This window comes from Clostridium sp. JNZ X4-2 (genome assembly GCF_054889485.1).
Genome location: NZ_CM142685.1, coordinates 3,177,598 through 3,195,804, shown reverse-complemented (window position 1 = coordinate 3,195,804; position 18,207 = coordinate 3,177,598). Strand labels below are relative to the sequence as shown.

The 18,207-nt window shown below is 36.6% G+C and carries 19 protein-coding genes and 1 riboswitch; all 19 genes read left to right on the top strand.

Annotated elements, in window-relative coordinates:
- The first annotated feature begins 233 nt into the window (after positions 1-233).
- The 19 genes from ACYUJ6_RS15375 (at position 234) to ACYUJ6_RS15285 (ending at position 18,188) form a co-directional block, all read left to right on the top strand.
- Positions 234-722, top strand: coding sequence for an Rpn family recombination-promoting nuclease/putative transposase (locus ACYUJ6_RS15375; protein WP_461843577.1), 489 nt, complete (start codon positions 234-236; stop codon positions 720-722).
- Positions 694-924 (top strand): hypothetical protein, encoded by a 231-nt coding sequence (locus tag ACYUJ6_RS15370; RefSeq protein WP_461843576.1) that lies wholly within the window; start codon positions 694-696, stop codon positions 922-924. Before ACYUJ6_RS15375 ends, ACYUJ6_RS15370 begins: the two co-directional genes overlap by 29 nt.
- A 43-nt stretch (positions 925-967) precedes the next feature.
- The gene (locus ACYUJ6_RS15365; protein ID WP_461843575.1) at positions 968-1,336 is read left to right on the top strand and encodes an HIRAN domain-containing protein; all 369 of its coding nucleotides are present in this window, start codon (positions 968-970) and stop codon (positions 1,334-1,336) included.
- A 621-nt stretch (positions 1,337-1,957) separates the two neighbouring features.
- Positions 1,958-2,917 (top strand): DUF4351 domain-containing protein, encoded by a 960-nt coding sequence (locus ACYUJ6_RS15360; RefSeq protein WP_461843574.1) that lies wholly within the window; start codon positions 1,958-1,960, stop codon positions 2,915-2,917.
- Positions 2,918-2,960: 43 nt separating this feature from the next.
- On the top strand, positions 2,961-3,830 hold the full coding sequence (locus ACYUJ6_RS15355) for a hypothetical protein (RefSeq protein ID WP_461843573.1): 870 nt from the start codon (positions 2,961-2,963) through the stop codon (positions 3,828-3,830).
- Positions 3,814-3,927, top strand: coding sequence for a DUF4351 domain-containing protein (locus tag ACYUJ6_RS15350; RefSeq protein ID WP_461843572.1), 114 nt, complete (start codon positions 3,814-3,816; stop codon positions 3,925-3,927). Before ACYUJ6_RS15355 ends, ACYUJ6_RS15350 begins: the two co-directional genes overlap by 17 nt.
- A 204-nt stretch (positions 3,928-4,131) precedes the next feature.
- Positions 4,132-4,404, top strand: a complete 273-nt coding sequence (locus ACYUJ6_RS15345) for a type II toxin-antitoxin system Phd/YefM family antitoxin (protein WP_461843571.1) — start codon at positions 4,132-4,134, stop codon at positions 4,402-4,404.
- On the top strand, positions 4,388-4,693 hold the full coding sequence (locus ACYUJ6_RS15340) for a type II toxin-antitoxin system RelE/ParE family toxin (protein WP_461843570.1): 306 nt from the start codon (positions 4,388-4,390) through the stop codon (positions 4,691-4,693). Before ACYUJ6_RS15345 ends, ACYUJ6_RS15340 begins: the two co-directional genes overlap by 17 nt.
- A 256-nt stretch (positions 4,694-4,949) precedes the next feature.
- Entirely contained in the window at positions 4,950-5,627 is a 678-nt protein-coding gene (locus tag ACYUJ6_RS15335) for an Rpn family recombination-promoting nuclease/putative transposase (protein WP_461843569.1), read from the top strand.
- Between the two features lie 43 nt (positions 5,628-5,670).
- Positions 5,671-6,042, top strand: a complete 372-nt coding sequence (locus tag ACYUJ6_RS15330) for an HIRAN domain-containing protein (protein ID WP_461843568.1) — start codon at positions 5,671-5,673, stop codon at positions 6,040-6,042.
- Positions 6,043-6,293: 251 nt separating this feature from the next.
- A complete protein-coding gene (locus ACYUJ6_RS15325) occupies positions 6,294-6,401 on the top strand; it encodes a hypothetical protein (RefSeq protein ID WP_461843567.1) in 108 nt (35 codons plus the stop codon).
- The gene (locus ACYUJ6_RS15320; protein ID WP_461843566.1) at positions 6,398-6,538 is read left to right on the top strand and encodes a hypothetical protein; all 141 of its coding nucleotides are present in this window, start codon (positions 6,398-6,400) and stop codon (positions 6,536-6,538) included. Before ACYUJ6_RS15325 ends, ACYUJ6_RS15320 begins: the two co-directional genes overlap by 4 nt.
- Before the next feature lie 341 nt (positions 6,539-6,879).
- A riboswitch (cobalamin riboswitch) is annotated at positions 6,880-7,062 on the top strand.
- A gap of 258 nt (positions 7,063-7,320) precedes the next feature.
- Positions 7,321-7,776, top strand: a complete 456-nt coding sequence (gene tnpA, locus ACYUJ6_RS15315) for an IS200/IS605 family transposase (protein ID WP_461843252.1) — start codon at positions 7,321-7,323, stop codon at positions 7,774-7,776.
- A gap of 154 nt (positions 7,777-7,930) precedes the next feature.
- Positions 7,931-10,540 carry a leucine-rich repeat domain-containing protein gene (locus ACYUJ6_RS15310; protein WP_461843565.1) on the top strand — a complete coding sequence of 870 codons (2,610 nt, stop codon included), beginning with the start codon at positions 7,931-7,933 and terminating at the stop codon, positions 10,538-10,540.
- Between the two features lie 61 nt (positions 10,541-10,601).
- Entirely contained in the window at positions 10,602-11,966 is a 1,365-nt protein-coding gene (locus ACYUJ6_RS15305; RefSeq protein WP_461843564.1) for a cell wall-binding repeat-containing protein, read from the top strand.
- Positions 11,967-12,039: 73 nt separating this feature from the next.
- A complete protein-coding gene (locus tag ACYUJ6_RS15300) occupies positions 12,040-14,922 on the top strand; it encodes a cell wall-binding repeat-containing protein (RefSeq protein ID WP_461843563.1) in 2,883 nt (960 codons plus the stop codon).
- A 74-nt stretch (positions 14,923-14,996) separates the two neighbouring features.
- Complete coding sequence (locus ACYUJ6_RS15295; RefSeq protein ID WP_461843562.1) at positions 14,997-15,899, top strand: energy-coupling factor transporter transmembrane component T; 903 nt, start codon at positions 14,997-14,999, stop codon at positions 15,897-15,899.
- Entirely contained in the window at positions 15,877-17,505 is a 1,629-nt protein-coding gene (locus ACYUJ6_RS15290) for an ABC transporter ATP-binding protein (RefSeq protein WP_461843561.1), read from the top strand. The genes ACYUJ6_RS15295 and ACYUJ6_RS15290 overlap by 23 nt, the downstream gene beginning before the upstream one ends.
- Positions 17,502-18,188 carry an ECF transporter S component gene (locus ACYUJ6_RS15285; protein WP_461843560.1) on the top strand — a complete coding sequence of 229 codons (687 nt, stop codon included), beginning with the start codon at positions 17,502-17,504 and terminating at the stop codon, positions 18,186-18,188. Before ACYUJ6_RS15290 ends, ACYUJ6_RS15285 begins: the two co-directional genes overlap by 4 nt.
- Positions 18,189-18,207: the final 19 nt, after the last annotated feature.

The window sequence follows — 18,207 nt, the reverse complement described above, 5'->3', positions numbered from 1 at the left end:
TTCACAGGGCACAGTGCATAATTCACAATTGAGAATTGATAGTTGAGAATTGACAGTGAATAGTTAATAGTGAAGAGTTGATAGTAAAGGAAGATTTTCGGCAAAAGCCGAAAATCCACCAATACTGTTGGCTCTTGATTTTTAACTTTGAATAATAAAATATTATAGAATAAGACTTAATTTTCTGATAAAATAGTAGTATAGAGAGATAGAATAAAAAGGGAATTCTTGATGTGAGGGTAAAAACCAGGGCTGGAAAACAAATAGACGTTGAAATACAAATATTGCCAACGGAATATATGGCAGAACGCACTATATTTTACTGGAGCAAGATGTACACAAGCCAGATAAAACCAGGAGATACCTATGATAAGTTAAAGAAATGTGTGACTATAAACATAGTGGATTTCAAATGTACACCGTTAAATAAATTATACTCAAGTTATCACCTGACAGAAGATGAAACAGGGTATAAATTGACTGACATACTGGAAGTTCACTTTTTAGAAATACCAAAATTATTTGACGAAAAAGTTGAGAGAAGTGAGGATGATCCAATAGTACAATGGATGGAATTTCTGGATGCAAAATCGAAGGGAGTGATAGAGGTGCTGGCAGGGAAGAACAAAAATATAAAAAAAGCTTATGGACTGCTTCAAATAATAAGCCGGGATGAAAAAGCCAGGATGTTATATGAGGCAAAGGCAGGCAGAAATCAGTGATCAGCGTACTAGAATAAAAGCAGCGGAGGAAAAAGGTATAGAAAAAGGCATAGAAAAAGGCATAGAAAAAGGAACAAATGATAAAGCAATAAGGATAGCTAAAAAGATGATTAACCATGGAGATTCAATAAATGATATAGCAGACATAACTGAATTACCAAAAGAAAAAATAATAGAACTGAAAAAGAAATACCAGAATTAAAGAACAAAGAACTTTGAACTTCAGATTGAAAGGGGTGTTATATTTGGAGAAGAATTGTTTTATTACAATTACAGGATTGAACCATTATTACGATAAAAAACCCTTTGAGATTGACCGTATACTTAAAATTGTAAAAGAGCCTGAAAATGAATATGACGGCGAGGCAATACGAGTTGAGCTTCCTTATATTGGCACCATGGGTTATGTAGCCAACAGTCCCAATACTGTTTTTAAGGGGACCATAAGTTCCGGAAGATTATATGAGCATATAGGGGAGTATGCCTATGCACAGGTTTATTTTATTACCCATTCAAGCGTGATTGCCCTTGTGCTTTTGCCTGATAAAATAGAAAAAGATTTAAAAGAAGAAGAAATACAGAAAATGGTGAAAAAACTGAACACTATGATATGATAGGTCAAACTTGGAAAACTAAGTAATACTTTTATGATGCATTAATACTTAAAAATTTTGATTATAAATAAAGGGTAATTCTTTAAGAGTTAGCTCTTTATTTTATGTCCGCAATTTTTAGTATAAACTATCCATAGTCACAAAAATTTAATATTTAATATCAGGTGCTGTCAAGTTGACAGTTAAAAGGAAAAGTGTACAAACACTGCAGCCCATCGCTGCTGTATGGAGGATGAAACCTTTAATGAAGTGACAATTCACAGGGCACAGTGCATAATTCATAATTCAGAATTGATAGTTGAGAATTGGCAGTGAATTATGGGCAGTGAATTATGGGCAGTGAAGAGTTAATAGTGAAGGAAGATTTTCGGCTGATGCCGGAGATCAATCAAAGCTATTAACTCTTGATTTTTTCACTTAATTTGAACCTTAATATCCGAACTTTGAACTCTGGATGTTTAAATGTAGTTTGAGGCTTTGAGCATAAAATAGAGTGATGACAAATAAATGCAGTATGATATAATAATATTAACATATCATTTTATGGTTAACTTCATAAATCCCAGCAAAAAAATTTCAATTATATATGTAATAAAATAAAATCAAGGTGAAGTGATAAGATTGGCAAATGATAAAATAAAATGGCATCCGGCATTTGCAGCGGCAATACAGCTGGAATTAAAAGAATACAAGGATGATCTGGAATTTACAACAGAATATCAATTGACGGATGAGCCGTTGAGAATAGATGTACTTGTTATAAAGAAACTTAAAGATATACAAATAAATAAATTCATAGGGAAGATATTCAGGAAATATAATATACTGGAATATAAATCACCCACGGATTATATATCAATAGATGACTACTATAAGGTGAAGGCATATGCTTATTTATACAAGTCACTGTCACAGGAGACCAACGGTGTAGGTATAGATGAAATTACAATTACACTGACTTCAAGCAAATATCCCCGAAAACTGATGGATTATTTAAAAAATGAACAGGGTGCTGTAATAGAGGCTGTAGACAATGGTATATATTATATAAAGAATACAGACATAGAGACACAGCTTATAGTATCCAAAAAATTGAAGGATGATGATGCAAAATATCTAAAATTGCTTCAAACCCAGCAGCAGGATAAAAGCTTGATGGAGAGCTGGATGGCAGAATACATGAAAAATATAAAAAACCCATTATATGCAGTGATAATGGATGTATTGGCGAAAGTAAATCCCAATAGAGTAATGGAGGTGTATAAGAATATGGCGAAAATAGAATTGAATGAAGACAACAGGGTATTTTTGATGGATATGCTGAAGAAATTTGAAATTGATAAAAAACTTAAAGAAGAAGGAAAGGAAGAAGGCAGAGAAGAAGGCAGAGAAGAAGAAAAGGAATATACCAGATTAAAGGATGTGGAAAGAGTCTTAAAGCTGCTTAAAAGAAAATTTAATTACTCGGATGGAGCTTTTGATGAAAAGATAAAAAAAGCAAGCAGCAGTAAGCTGAATTTAATCATTGAAAATATTCTGGATATAGAAAGGCTAGAAGATCTAAATAAGTATTTAAATTGAAAATTGCATCAGAAGAAATATTTTTAGCAAAATTCAGCTTAGAGTGTATGGCTGCTTTCTCAGATGTTATAGACATACCGATGATGATAAAATAAAATGGCATCTGGCATTTGCAGCGGCAATACAGCTGGAATTAAAAGAATACAAGGATGATCTGGAATTTACAACAGAATATCAATTGACGGATGAGCCGTTGAGAATAGATGTACTTGTTATAAAGAAACTTAAAGATATACAAATAAATAAATTCATAGGGAAGATATTCAGGAAATATAATATACTGGAATATAAATCACCCACGGATTATATATCAATAGATGACTACTATAAGGTGAAGGCATATGCTTATTTATACAAGTCACTGTCACAGGAGACCAACGGTGTAGGTATAGATGAAATTACAATTACACTGACTTCAAGCAAATATCCCCGAAAACTGATGGATTATTTAAAAAATGAACAGGGTGCTGTAATAGAGGCTGTAGACAATGGTATATATTATATAAAGAATACAGACATAGAGACACAGCTTATAGTATCCAAAAAATTGAAGGATGATGATGCAAAATATCTAAAATTGCTTCAAACCCAGCAGCAGGATAAAAGCTTGATGGAGAGCTGGATGGCAGAATACATGAAAAATATAAAAAACCCATTATATGCAGTGATAATGGATGTATTGGCAAGAGTAAATCCCAATAGAGTAACGGAGGTGTATAAGAATATGGCGAAAATAGAATTGAATGAAGACAACAGGGTATTTTTGATGGATATGCTGAAAAAATTTGAAATTGATAAAAAACTTAAAGAAGAAGGAAAGGAAGAAGGCAGAGAAGAAGGCAGGGAAGAGAAGGTAGGACTGCTTATTAAGCAGTTGAAAAAAAAAGTTCAATGGATTGCCAGAGAACTATGAAGATAAAATAAAAACCATCTCCAATGATAAAATCGAAGCCATTGGTGTGGATATATTTGATATAGAAAAAACAGAGGATTTGAAGAGATATTTTTAGTAGAATCCAGTTTAGGGTTTATAGTGAAGAGTCAACAGTAAATGAAGATTTTGGTAAGAATACACGAGCTTGATGCGGCATGGAAAACTATACTGGAGGATTTTGAAGCCGAGATAGTAGAACTGATTTTTCCGGAACTGTTGATTGTATAGAAAAATTTTGATATAATTATATCAAAATAATGATATAAAAGAGGCGAAAAATATGATTATTAAAGCATCAGCGGCACTTAGAAATGGATATTCAGCAATATCGGCATTAGCTCATGAAACAAAAGAGCCAATCTATATAACTAAAAATGGTGAGGGTGACGTTGTTTTAATGAGTATAGATGCTTTTGAAAAGAGAGAACAGATTTTACAGCTTAGAGCAAAGGTTTTGCAGGCAGAGCAGGAGAGAATCAATGGCGAAAAGACTATGAGCATTTCAGAAGCTAGAAATGGTTTAAGGGAACGTGTAAATGAGATACAGGGTTGAAATTCTGCCTGCTGCCTGGGAGGATCTAAAAGCTATTGAAGATTATTACTGCATTGAATTTAGTGTAGAATCAGCAATTAAAGTGAGTGACAGTATTTTAGATGCTATTGAAAGATTAGAAGAATATCCGGATTCTGGTTCTAAAATACCTGATAATTGGCTGAATGAACAAGGATACAGGATGGTTATTAATGGAAAATATGCGGCAATTTATAAGCATATAGAAGATGTAGTATATGTATATCATTTTGCAAATACACAGACTGAATATACGAAATTGTTTTATTAGTTTAAAGATGAAGTCATTGCAAAAGCTGGATTTGATATGGAGAGGATATAGGATTTGAAGAGATATTTTTAGTAGAATGCAGTTTAGAGTTTATAAAGAGTTAATAGTAAAGGAAGATTTTTGGCCGATGCCAAAAATCAGCCAAAGCTATTAACTCTTGATTTTTAACTTTGAATAATAAAATATTATAGAATAAGACTTAATTTTCTGATAAAATAGTAGTATAGAGAGATAGAATAAAAAGGGAATTCTTGATGTGAGGGTAAAAACCAGGGCTGGAAAACAAATAGACGTTGAAATACAAATATTGCCAGTGGAATATATGGCAGAACGCACCATATTTTACTGGAGCAAGATGTACACAAGCCAGATAAAACTAGGGGATACCTATGATAAGTTAAAGAAATGTGTGACTATAAATATAGTGGATTTCAAATGTACACCGTTAAATAAATTATACTCAAGTTATCACCTGACAGAAGATGAAACAGGGTATAAATTGACTGACATACTGGAAGTTCACTTTCTAGAAATACCAAAATTATTTGACGAAAAAGTTGAGAGAAGTGAAGATGATCCAATAGTACAGTGGATGGAATTTCTGGATGCAAAATCGAAGGGAGTGATAGAGGTGCTGGCAGGGAAGAACAAAAATATAAAAAAAGCTTATGGACTGCTTCAAATAATAAGCCGGGATGAAAAAGCCAGGATGTTATATGAGGCAAGGCAGGCAGAAATCAGTGACCAGCGTACCAGGATAAAAGTGGCAGAGGAAAAAGGAATAGAAAAAGGCATAGAAAAAGGAACAAATGATAAAGCAATAAGGATAGCTAAAAAGATGATTAATCGTGGAGATTCAATAAATGATATAGCAGACATAACTGAATTACCAAAAGAAAAAATAATAGAACTGAAAAAGAAATACCAGAATTAAAGAACAAAGAACTTTGAACTTCAGATTGAAAGGGGTGTTATATTTGGAGAAGAATTGTTTTATTACAATTACAGGATTGAACCATTATTACGATAAAAAACCCTTTGAGATTGACCGTATACTTAAAATTGTAAAAGAGCCTGAAAATGAATATGACGGCGAGGCAATACGAGTTGAGCTTCCTTATATTGGCACCGTGGGTTATGTAGCCAACAGCCCCAATACTGTTTTTAAGGGGACCATAAGTTCCGGAAGATTATATGAGCATATAGGGGAGTATGCCTATGCACAGGTTTATTTTATTACCCATTCAAGCGTGATTGCCCTTGTGCTTTTGCCTGATAAAATAGAAAAAGATTTAAAAGAAGAAGAAATACAGAAAATGGTGAAAAAACTGAACACTATGATACGATAGGTCAAGCTTGAAAAACTAAGTAAAATTTTTTTGAGTGAGATAAACACAAAATGTGTGTTGGCTAATCCATTAATTGTATAAAAAAATTATGATATAATTCTATCATAATAATGGTATAAAGGGAGAAGAAAATATGATTATTAAAGTATCGGCAGCACTTAGAAATGAATATTTGGCAATATCACCATTAGCTCATGAAACAAAAAGAACCAATTTATATAACTAAAAATGATGAGGGTGATGTTGTCTTGATGAGCATAGATGCTTTTGAGAGGAGAGAACAAATTTTACAACTCAGAGCAAAGGTTTTACAGGCAGAGCAGGAGCGAACTAATGGTGAAAAGACTATGAGTGTTTGAGTGTTGAAGAAGCGAGAGACAGTCTAAGGGAACGTGTAAATGAAATGCTGGAGCCTAAAAGAGATGGTTCAGATAAGGATGAAGCTGAAATTACAGGAGGAAAACGTCTAATTAGAGTTATGATGAATATTATGTAGATAATTGTTGTAATATATCCTGGGAAATAAAGCTCGGGATATTATTTTTTTTCACAAACAGTACAGGTATTATATGGAATTACATGCAATAAATGTGCTTGCTGCAAATAGTTTTTTTTATCAGATAGATTGTTTATTTAATTAATTGTTAGGTATAGAGTTAAAGTAAAAGATCAATAAGGGGTATTGAATAATGTATTAACCATAAAAAGAATATTTAGACAAAAAATGACGTGTTATGTAGAAAGTTGTATATAAATAATATAATTCCATTAAGATAAAGTTTTAACAAATATGTTGACAAATACCTATACATGATATATTATCAAGGTAATGAAAATTAAATAATATTTGCAGCAGGCTTCTCAATGAATTAATAGGGAAAGTGGTTAGAAACCACTGCAGCCTCCACTACTGTAAGGAAGATGAAATCCATGTGAAACCACTGAAGGGACAACCTTTGGGAAGGTATGGAGAGTAAGATGATTCCAAGCCAGTATACCTACCTGCTTGCCGGTATATATAGTTCTTTTGGTAGGAAAGACTGGTATCAGATGTATTTCCATTTAAATTGTGAAATATATTAATATGATATGTGAAGACCTTCAAAAGAAGGCCTTTTTATTTATGTTTTAACAAGTTGAAGGTACTTTAGTACCTGAAACTAAAAACCGCCCGCTATGCGGGTGTGATTAAATGCTTAAGCAAAAAAAGTATTACCTTTTTTGTTATAATGATGAATGTTCAAGTCATCAAAATAATTAGAAAGAAGGTAATACTCTATGGCAGAAAGTTTAGCACATAGCAAGTGGTTATGCAAGTACCATATAGTATTTACGCCCAAATATCGAAGAAAGATAATATACTACAAATTGAGAGAAGATATAAAAGAAATAATAAAAGATTTGTGTAAATGGAAAGGTATAAGAATTATAGAAGGACATATGATGCCGGATCATATACATCTTTTAGTATCGATACCTCCCAAAACAAGTGTGTCAAGTTTTATGGGATATCTTAAAGGGAAAAGTTCAATGATGATATTTGATAGGCACTCAAATCTTAAATATAAATTTGGAAATAGACATTTTTGGGCAGAAGGATATTATGTGAGTACAGTAGGACTTAATGAAGCAACAATAGCAAAGTATATTCGAGAACAAGAAAAAAATGATCAAATAATGGATAAGATTACAATAAAAGAATTGGAAAACCCTTTTAAGGGTACAGTTAGGTAATCAATCCACTGAGGCTTGAACAAGGTAAAAGCCAGCGTCATTTAGGCGCTGGAAGTATTACGCCCTTATAGGGCTTGAGCAAGCCACCTCTTTTAGGGGTGGTTATGACTTAAACAGGGCAGGTAAAGAAATACCTGAAAATTATTTTAAGTCCATGGAAAGTAATATCAAAAATGATCCTGATTATTTAATGGATACAAACAAAAGCCCCGTAGTAGATGATGTCGCAAAATGTGAATCCATTGCTGCTGCAGTGATCGCTGACGGTAAAGATCCTACAAATTTTTGGGGAGTTAATCTTATAGAAAAAATATACAATAGTGATGGCATGTCAAAAAATCTTCCGGGAGTAGGAAATGAAGAATATTGTGCATATGCCCTTATACTCTTAAGCGCAGGGGACTTTACCATTCCCGATGATGCAAAATGGACCAAGGATAAATTGATTCAAACTCTGTTAAGTGAGCAGAAATCTGACGGCGGATGGAACAGAAACGTCGTATACCCAACTCCTCAGGCAAATATATCACAAGCTAGTGTTACAGCAGAGGTGATTTCAGCACTGGCACCATATTATAACACAAATGCAGATGTGAAAAAAGCCATTGACAACGCCATTGCCCTTTTACAGGAAAGGCAGGCTTCGGATGGAGGGTTTGGACTTGTTAATAACAGCTCGGATTCAGGAACAGGTGTAACAGCCCCAGTAATAACAGCATTATGTTCACTGGGGATAGATCCTGCCACAGACAGCGGATTTATAAAGGGAGACAATAACCCTATGGATGCGCTATTGAGCTTTGCTTTAAATGACAACAGCGGATTTGGAGGTACAAATAATACATCATTGGATCCTACATCAACAGAAGTTGGTTTTAGGGGGATAACCGCATATAAGCTGTTTAAAGAAGGAAAGGGTTCCATATATAATTTTACAACTGCACAGAGCAGCAATGCAGATCTTTCAAATCTGAGTCTTTCAGGAGTAACTCTCAATCAAGCTTTTGATTCATCTGTAACATACTACACGGCATCAGTTGGCAATGAAGTGTCAAATACTGACATAACAGCGGCTGCAGCAGACAGTAAAGCTCAGATAAAGGTAAGTGTAAATGGAGAGGATGTAAGCGGTCAGCAGGCCAACCTTAATGTAGGGGAAAACAACATAAAGGTTGAAGTCACAGCAGAGGATGGAACTGTAAAGACCTATAACATAGTTGTAACCAGGGCTGCAGAGTCTGTTGTAAATGTGACAGGAATAACTCTTGACAAGACAAGTACAACTGTGGAAAAGGGGAGTACAGATCAGCTTACAGCAGTTGTTGCTCCTGAAAATGCCACTAATAAAAATGTAACTTGGACAAGTGATAAACCTGAAATAGCTGCAGTGGATCAAACTGGAAAGATAACTGCAGAGGCAGAAGGTACGGCCACAATAACAGCATCTACGGAAGATGGAAATAAAACCGCAGCTTGCAGTGTAACAGTTACTGATAATAGTCAAACCAACCTTGTAGATATAAGCACCGATTTGCCTGAAGATGCGTCTTTTAAACTGGGAAGTGATGCCAAAGTAACCATAAATGCTGTAAATAATTCTGATGAAGAGCAGCCCGTTTCATTGATACTTGCACTGTTCAACAAGGACAACAATGCCTTTGTGACTTATACAGCAGCACAGCAGGATGTTGAATCAAAAGGATCCACTGCACTGACAGGTAGTATAAAGTTGCCGGATACGGGAAATTATGAATTGAAAGCCTTTGTGTGGGACGGACTGGATGACATGGAACCCCTCTCCGATGTTAAAACCGTACCTGTTGTGAGCGGTGATACAGGTGAAAATGATAGTGAAGTAACTTTTGCTGACTGGGGTTTGGAGGAAGCAGTGAGGGATTCCATAGGAAAGCCCGAGGGCACCTTGTATAAAAGTGACGTGGACAAGATAACTGAACTGGATGTCACTGGTAAGAATATACTGGACCTTGGTGGTATTGAAAACCTGACTTCACTTGAAACTCTCAATCTGACAAGTAATAGAAAATTAAATGTGGATACCATAAGCAAGCTGAATGAACTGCCCCATCTGGAATACCTCGATTTAAGTAGTACTCCGGTGGATGATTTGAGTGTATTGAGCGGATTGAGCCATTTGCAGTCTCTTAAGTTATATATGAATTCTAAATATGATGGATTTGCTAATTTAGACGGATTAAAAAGTTTGACAAATTTAAAAGAGTTGGATTTAAGTGACAATCCTATTGGTGATATAAATGGGCTAAAAGATCTAACTAACCTGGAAAAGCTTAATCTAGAAGATACTTGTTCAACAAATACTACTATAAGCGATATAAGTGTACTGAGCGGACTGAAAAATTTACAGTATCTTAATTTAAGTAGAAATAATGTAGAAGATGTAAGTAGTTTAGGTGATCTTACAAATCTGCAGTATCTTGATTTAGACAGTAACCCAGTAAACAATATAAGCGCTTTAAGTAAATTGACTAATTTGCAGACCCTTCTTTTGAGTAAATATTCTGGTAATAGCCAGGTTAAGTACGATAAAATAAACGATATAAGTGCATTAAGCGGATTGAAAAATTTAACGACTCTGGATTTAAGTTATAATTCTGGAATAACTGATTTAAGTACATTAAAGGGCTTGACAAATTTAAAAAGCCTTGTTTTATATGGCATAACAATAGACGATGATGGCCAGCAGGATTTAAAAAATGCATTGCCAAATTGTAATATAGCTTTTTAATAATACTTTAACTAAGAGTAATTTATTTTTATGACTTAACAATGAATTCAGGGAGGTCAATATGAAAAAGATTATAAGCAAATTTATTATGTTTCTGTTTGTGTTTGGAATTGCACTTTCAGGTTCAGGAACTGGTGTATATGCAGATACTTCTGCAGTTGCATCTTCAAGCAGAATTTATGGAAATGACAGGATAGAAACTTCACTTGAAATAAGCAAAAATGGCTGGAAGGATGGTGCGGATACTGTGGTAATAGCCCAGGGCTATGGTTATGCCGATGCCCTTTGTGCTGCACCTCTTGCAAAAAAGAATAATGCACCTATAATTCTCTCCAGACAGGATTCGCTGAGTGATAATACAATAAGTGAAATTAAAAGGCTTAAGGCAAAGAAGGCTTTTGTAATTGGGGGAACAGCTTCCCTTTCAAGTAATGTGGAGTCTCAGCTTAAAACACTGGGGATAAGTGATACTGAGAGACTTGGAGGGGCAGATAGGTATGAAACCTCTGTTAAAATAGCCAAAGAACTTGGAAGTGCAGACAGCATTGTAGTAACTTCCGGAGCCGGCTATGCGGACAGCCTTTCTATAGCTCCTATAGCAGCAGCCAAGGGAATGCCCATACTTTTGACTGGAAGCAGCAGCCTTCCTGATGTAGTTGATAATTACATAAAGGGAATGAACGTCAGCAAGACTTATGTAGTTGGCGGCACTGCCGTTATTGAAGACAGCTTGAAAAATTCACTGCCCAATGCCCAGAGGCTTGGAGGAAATACAAGGTTTGACACAAACCTTGCCATACTCCAGAACTTTAAATCTGATCTTGATTTTGACAATGTGTACGTGGCAGAGGGAGATGGTCCTAATGGTGATGAATTTGCAGATGCCCTTTCAGGAGCAGCCCTGGCAGCTCACAAATCAGCTCCTCTGGTGCTCATTTATAAGACCATGACTTCAGGTGCTTCAAGTTTTATAATAGCCAATATGTCTACAAAAACTGTTGTTACAGCACTTGGAGGAACACTGGTAGTTCCCGATGGAGTTGTAAGCGGCGTAGTGGATGAATACAATAAGGGAAATTCTACTCCGGTAAATCCAGGATCTGGAGGATCTGGCGGTGGAGGTGGAAGTACCACTCCTGTTCAGCAGGATACCAAGCTTGTAGATATTGATGGAACGGATAATGGAGGCCTTGCCCTGACCATTACTGAAACCTCAGATAAAGTTATAAATATACAGGCAGCCAGTAAAAGTGCTTCAGATAATATAACCATTACCTTATATGATGAAAGCGGCAATTTAAAATATATAAATCAAGCTGCGGGTTCCATGAATTTGAGTACGGTGCTTTCTTCTGGAAAATATACCGGGTTTGTAAATGCCTCAAGTACAGGAAAGATAACTATACCCGGATTTACAGTTAAATAGGAAATTCTGGAGAATAACTGTATATAACAGTTATTCTCTGTGAAATTTAGGAAATAATTTTAAGGGGGAAAATATGAAAAAAGTTATTAGCAGGATCATAACCTTTTTATTTGTCATAGGTATTGCAATATCAGGTTTTGGAAGCAGTGCATATGCTGCTGATTCAACTTCGGCTTCTTCTACTGGTACTGATGTATCTATAACTAAAGACAGATTGGCGGGAAATGACAGGATAGAAACTTCACTTGAAATAAGCAAAAATGGCTGGAAGGATGGTGCGAATACTGTGGTAATAGCCCAGGGTTACGGTTATGCCGATGCCCTTTGTGCTGCACCTCTTGCAAAGAAAAATAATGCACCTATAATTCTTTCCAGACAGGATTCACTGAGTGACAATACAATAAGTGAAATTAAAAGGCTTAAGGCAAAGAAAGCCTTTGTAATTGGAGGCACAGCTTCCCTTTCAGATAATGTGGAGTCCCAGCTCAAAAGTCTTGGAATAAGTGATACCGAAAGGCTTGGAGGGGCAGACAGGTATGAAACCTCCGTTAAAATAGCCAAAGAACTTGGAAACACAGACAGTGTTGTGGTGACTTCCGGAGCCGGTTATGCAGACAGCCTTTCTATAGCACCTATAGCAGCAGCCAAGGGTATGCCCATACTTTTGACCAGAAGCAGCAGCCTCCCTGATTTAGTTGACAATTACATAAAGGAAATGAATGTCAGCAAGACTTATGTGGTTGGCGGAACTGCTGTTATTGAAGATGGCTTGAAAAATTCACTGCCCAATGCCCAGAGACTGGGAGGCACTACTAGATTTGACACAAACCTTATCATACTCCAGAATTTCAAATCTGATCTTAAATTTGACAATGTCTATATAGCAGAGGGAAACGGCCCTAATGGTGATGAATTTGCAGATGCACTTTCAGGATCGGTTCTCGCAGCCCAGAAATCAGCTCCTTTGGTGCTTATTTACAAGACTATAGCTACAGATACTGCAAACTTTATAAAGTCAAATATGTCTGATAAGACTGTACTTACAGCTTTAGGAGGCACTTTGGTAGTACCTGATACAATCTTAAGTGGAATTGAGGATTTGTATAATGGAAAGACACCTGGTGAAGGCATAGGTGATCCAACTACACCTTCAAATCCTTCTACGGGCGGAGGCGGATCCGGTGGCGGAACTTCCAATCCTGATAGTAATCATGTATCCCTTGTAATTGACGGATACAAGGGCAATATTGTAAGTGAGTCAAGCCTTTCTTTCACTAAGGGAGATACTGTCTTTGATGTGCTGAAGAGAACTCTTGATAGTAAAGGTATCCATTTTACAAATACAGGCAGCGGTGGAACAACTTATATATCCAGCATAAATCATGAGGCTGAAAAGGACAGGCCTCAGGGGGGTGGAAAGTCAAACTACAGCGGCTGGAAATACAGCGTAGATGGTACTTTCCCGAGTTTCAGCTGTGGAGCTTCACAAGAAATACTTCAGGGCGGAGAAAAGATACATTGGATTTATGTACTTGATGTCTGGGATGAGACTTGTTTCAGGGATGTGGATTCAGTAAAACTTAACAAGAATAGTTTGAATCTGAATGTAAATGGTTCCGAAACTCTTGGGGCTACAGTGAGTCCTTCCAATGCCACTGATAAGGATGTAGTTTGGAGCAGCAGCAATGAATCTGTGGCAACAGTGGATGCTAATGGAAAGGTAAAGGCGGTTGGTTCAGGAACAGCAGCTATAACAGCAGAGTCCGTAGACAATGGGAAGTTTAATGGTTATCCTAACTATGATACCTCCAAAAACAAGGATATCTGCACTGTTACAGTTTCAGGTTCCGGCGGTGGTGGCAGCGGTACTAATATTTCAGTAACAAGTGTTACTCTGGATAAAACAAGTACAACTATACAAAAGGGAAGTACAGATAAACTTACTGCAGCTATTACGCCGTCAAATGCCACTGATAAGGGATTAACTTGGTCAAGCAGTGATGAATCCGTTGCAACAGTAGATCAAAATGGACTTGTAACAGGAGTAGGTGCAGGTACTGCAACTATAACGGTTATTACAGCTGATGGCAACAAGACAGCATCCTGTACTGTAACTGTAAATGATGGGACCTTACAGAATAATATTGTAGAAATTCATAAAGAGGGTCTTGATTTGACCATAAGCAAGACTGCAGTTGGTACTGTGAATATAAAGTCCAAGGCTCCAAATGTTTCAGATGATATTACCATCACCTTGTATGATGAAGATGGCAATCTGGCATATATAAATCAAGCTGCAGGAACTATGGATTGTACTACAGTACTTGATTCTGCCAAGAGATATCATGGCTTTATAAAGGCTTCCAGTACGGATAAGATAGAAATATCTGAATTTGGGCTCAATGAAGACACAGTTCCGGTAACCGGGGTCACTCTGGATAAAACCAGTACTACCGTGGAAGCAGGAGGTATAGATCAGCTTACTGCAGCTGTTGCCCCGACAGATGCCACAAATAAAGGATTAACCTGGTCGAGCAGCGACGAGTCTGTGGCCACAGTGGATCAAAACGGTGTTGTAACAGGAGTAAGTGCAGGTACTGCAACCATAACGGTTACTACAGCTGACGGGAACAAGACAGCAGCATGTACTGTAACGGTAAATGCTCAGTCATCTGAAGGTACTGTGCTTGTAAACATTGATGGAACAAATAATGGGGGACTTGGTTTAAACATTACTCAGACTGCAATTGGTGTTGTAAATATAAACTCCAGCAGTAAAAATGCCTCGGATTATATTGCTATCACTTTATATGATGAGAATGGAAATCTTGCATATATAAATCAAGGTTCTGGTTCTATGAATTTCAATACTATACTTGTATCAGGTAAATATCATGGCTTTATAAAGTCTTCAGTAACAAACAAGATAACAATAGATGAATTTACGGTACAGTAAATCTATAAAATAATTTAAAGAATGGCTCTATTTTACAGCCATTCTTTAAACAGCTAAAGGAAGTGAAGAACAAGATGAATAGTGAAAAAGTCAGACATTTTATAGATTTCAAGCAGTATCATGTATTAACTGCTTCCCTGGTGTTTCTCTCCATGATGATAATTATATTTTCCACGGACAACCCTGTGGTGCTTGCTTCCGTGTACGTATTTATGGTGGGAATTATAATATTCTGTAAAGAAAAGAAAAAATTTAAAACAGGTATTTACTATTTTATTCCAATTGCCATTTTGATAATAGGAATAAATATGCTTTTTGTAAGTTCCGGGAGCACCACTCTTTTTTACCTTTTTCACAAGAGATTTACCCTGGAGGCCATAATCTACGCAGTGGTGATGTGCTTCAAGTTTCTGGCGGTAATTTATCTTTTCCTCATACTTGAACTGATGGTTGATTCCGACAGAGCAGTTTCCTATTTCTCTTCCATAATGCCGAAATCCACTCTCATGCTCATGATAAGCTTTAAGCTTATACCCAGCATGAAGGACAGGTTTAAGAATCTGAAAGAGATTTATGAAATAAGGGGAGTCATATTTGACAAGAAAAAGGCAAAGGAAAAGACCAGGAGCTATATCCCTGTAATGTCCGTGCTTTTGGAGGATTCCATGGAAGGTTCCTTTGATATAGGCGAGTCAGCCTATGTAAGGGGATTTTTAAGCGGACATAGAAGCGTTTATGAAAGGCAGAAACTTAAGACCAGGGACTGGCAGGTAATAGTTTTAAGTATTGCACTTATGATATTTTTCGGTATAGCCCAGTTTAAAGAATGGGTGAAATTTAACATATATGACGGTGTAAGCACTGTAAATTTTTTTAATATTGGAATAGCTGTGATTCTGATTTTTATAATAGCAATTACTGTAACTATAATTATAAATAGTGAGGAGAAGGAATATGTCATATATAGAGATCAATAATTTGAATTTCACATACCCTCTGGAAAAGGAAAGATCATTGAAAGATATAAACCTGTCTCTTGAGAAAAATGATTTTCTTCTCATAGCAGGAAGATCCGGATCGGGTAAATCCACTCTTGCCAGGGCTATAGTGGGAACTGTTCCTGATTTTTACGGGGGGACTATAGGCGGTGAGATAAAAATAGATGGAAAAGCTGTAGGGAAGATGACCCATCAGGAGAGGGCAAACAAAATAACCATGGTTTTTCAGGATCCTGAAAGGCAGCTTATGATGAACAAGGTTCACAGGGAAATAGCTTTCGGACTTGAAAATGTAGGGACAGATGAGGCGGTTATAAAGAGAAGAGTCTACGAGGCACTTCAATTTACGGGAATACTTCACCTGGCTGACAGGGACGTGACTTCACTGTCCGGCGGGGAAAAACAGAAGGTGGCAGTGGCTTCCGCCCTTGTATATATGCCAAGCTGTATAATTCTGGATGAGCCCACTTCACAGCTTGATCCGTCATCTGCAGAGGAAATGCTGAATCTGGTAAAGAAGATAAACGAAGAGCTGGGAATAACCATAATAGTCATAGAACAGAGGGTAAACAGATGGTTTGATACTGTGGATTCCATAGCAATCATGAATGAGGGAAGTCTGCAGTTGTTCAATGATAAAAAGGATTTTTACTATAACTGCAGTGAAAAACAGTACATGTTCATGCCGGATTATCTTAAATTCTTTAAAAAACTTGGCTTTGATAATATGCCCCGGGATTTTAAAGATGCCAGGGTGAAAATTTTAAATGCCCCCTTTAAGATGGAAAAATATGAAGAGGCCATAGCGGCCGAAGAAGATGAGCCCACCATACTTTCTGTAAGAAAGATGAGTTGTAAATACGGCTCGAAAGAAGTCCTGGAAGATTTGAATTTTGACATAAAAAAAGGGGAATTCATAAGTATAATGGGGGCAAACGGTGCAGGTAAAAGCACCCTTTTAAAATCCATAATGGGCCTAAAGACTTATGAAGGAACAATAAAACTTTATGGAAGTAATATGAGTAAAATGAATATAAGGGAGATAGCCCAGCATATAGGTTATGTATCACAAAATCCCAATGACTATTTATCTAAGGACAGTGTATATGAAGAGGTCAGATTCACCATGGACAATTATGATATATACGATGAAAAAGTTGTGGAAGATGTACTTAAAGAGCTTCAAATATATGATTTGAAGGATAAGAATCCAAGGGATTTAAGCGGCGGACAGCGTCAGAGGGTGGCCATAGCAACCATACTTGTGCTGCAGCCGGATATGATTCTTCTGGATGAACCTACCAGGGGGCTTGAAAGCGGGCTTAAGGACAAACTTGGGAAACTGCTTCAAAGGCTTAACAGAAAAGGTACTGCTATTGTGCTTGTAACCCATGATACGGATTTTGCCAGCAGTTTCTGCAAAAGATACATGATAATGTTCAACGGTGCCATTGTGGCGGATGGTGATAAGGAAAAGGTACTTGGAGACGGAATATTTTACACCACTTCCATGAATAAACTGCTCAGGGGTAAAGATAAAAGTATATTTACACTGGAAGAAGCTGTAAGAAGGTGTACACTATGAAGAAAGCCATAATTGCTGTTACAGCTGCAATAATTATAGTACTCATGGCACTTACCGTAAAAAGTGATTTCCAGACTGGGGTTTCAGCCATGTGCATGGTGGGGGTATTTGTAATACTGTTTTTGAGTTATTTTTATTTCGAAAAGAGCAATGCAGGTACAAAGGAAATAGCCATTATAGCTACATTAAGCGCCTTTGCCACTGTGGGAAGAATAGCCTTTGCGCCTATACCTAATGTAAAGCCCGTTACATTTCTTGTTGCACTTACAGGTTTTGTCTTCGGACCCTATGAGGGATTTCTGGTGGGAAGCACTACGGCTTTTTTATCCAATATATTCTTTGGTCAGGGGCCCTGGACTCCCTGGCAGATGTTTTCCTGGGGTCTTGTAGGAATTGTAGCCGGGTTCTGGGGAAAGAAGGGCAAAGAGGTTTCAGCTCTTAAGTTTTCAGTGGTATGTTTTCTCTTTGGATTCATGTTTGACTGGATCATGAATCTTCAGTATATAATCGGATTTGTGAAACCTCTGAATTTATGGACATTTATAGGAGGATATATGTCCGGACTTACTTTTGATGTACTTCATGGAGGAAGTTCTTTTATATTTTCCATAATATTCTACAGCAGTTTTTTACCTGTGTTCAAGCGGTACAAGAGAAAACTCATCATAAGTTATATAAAATGATACAAGGAGGGTATGGGTT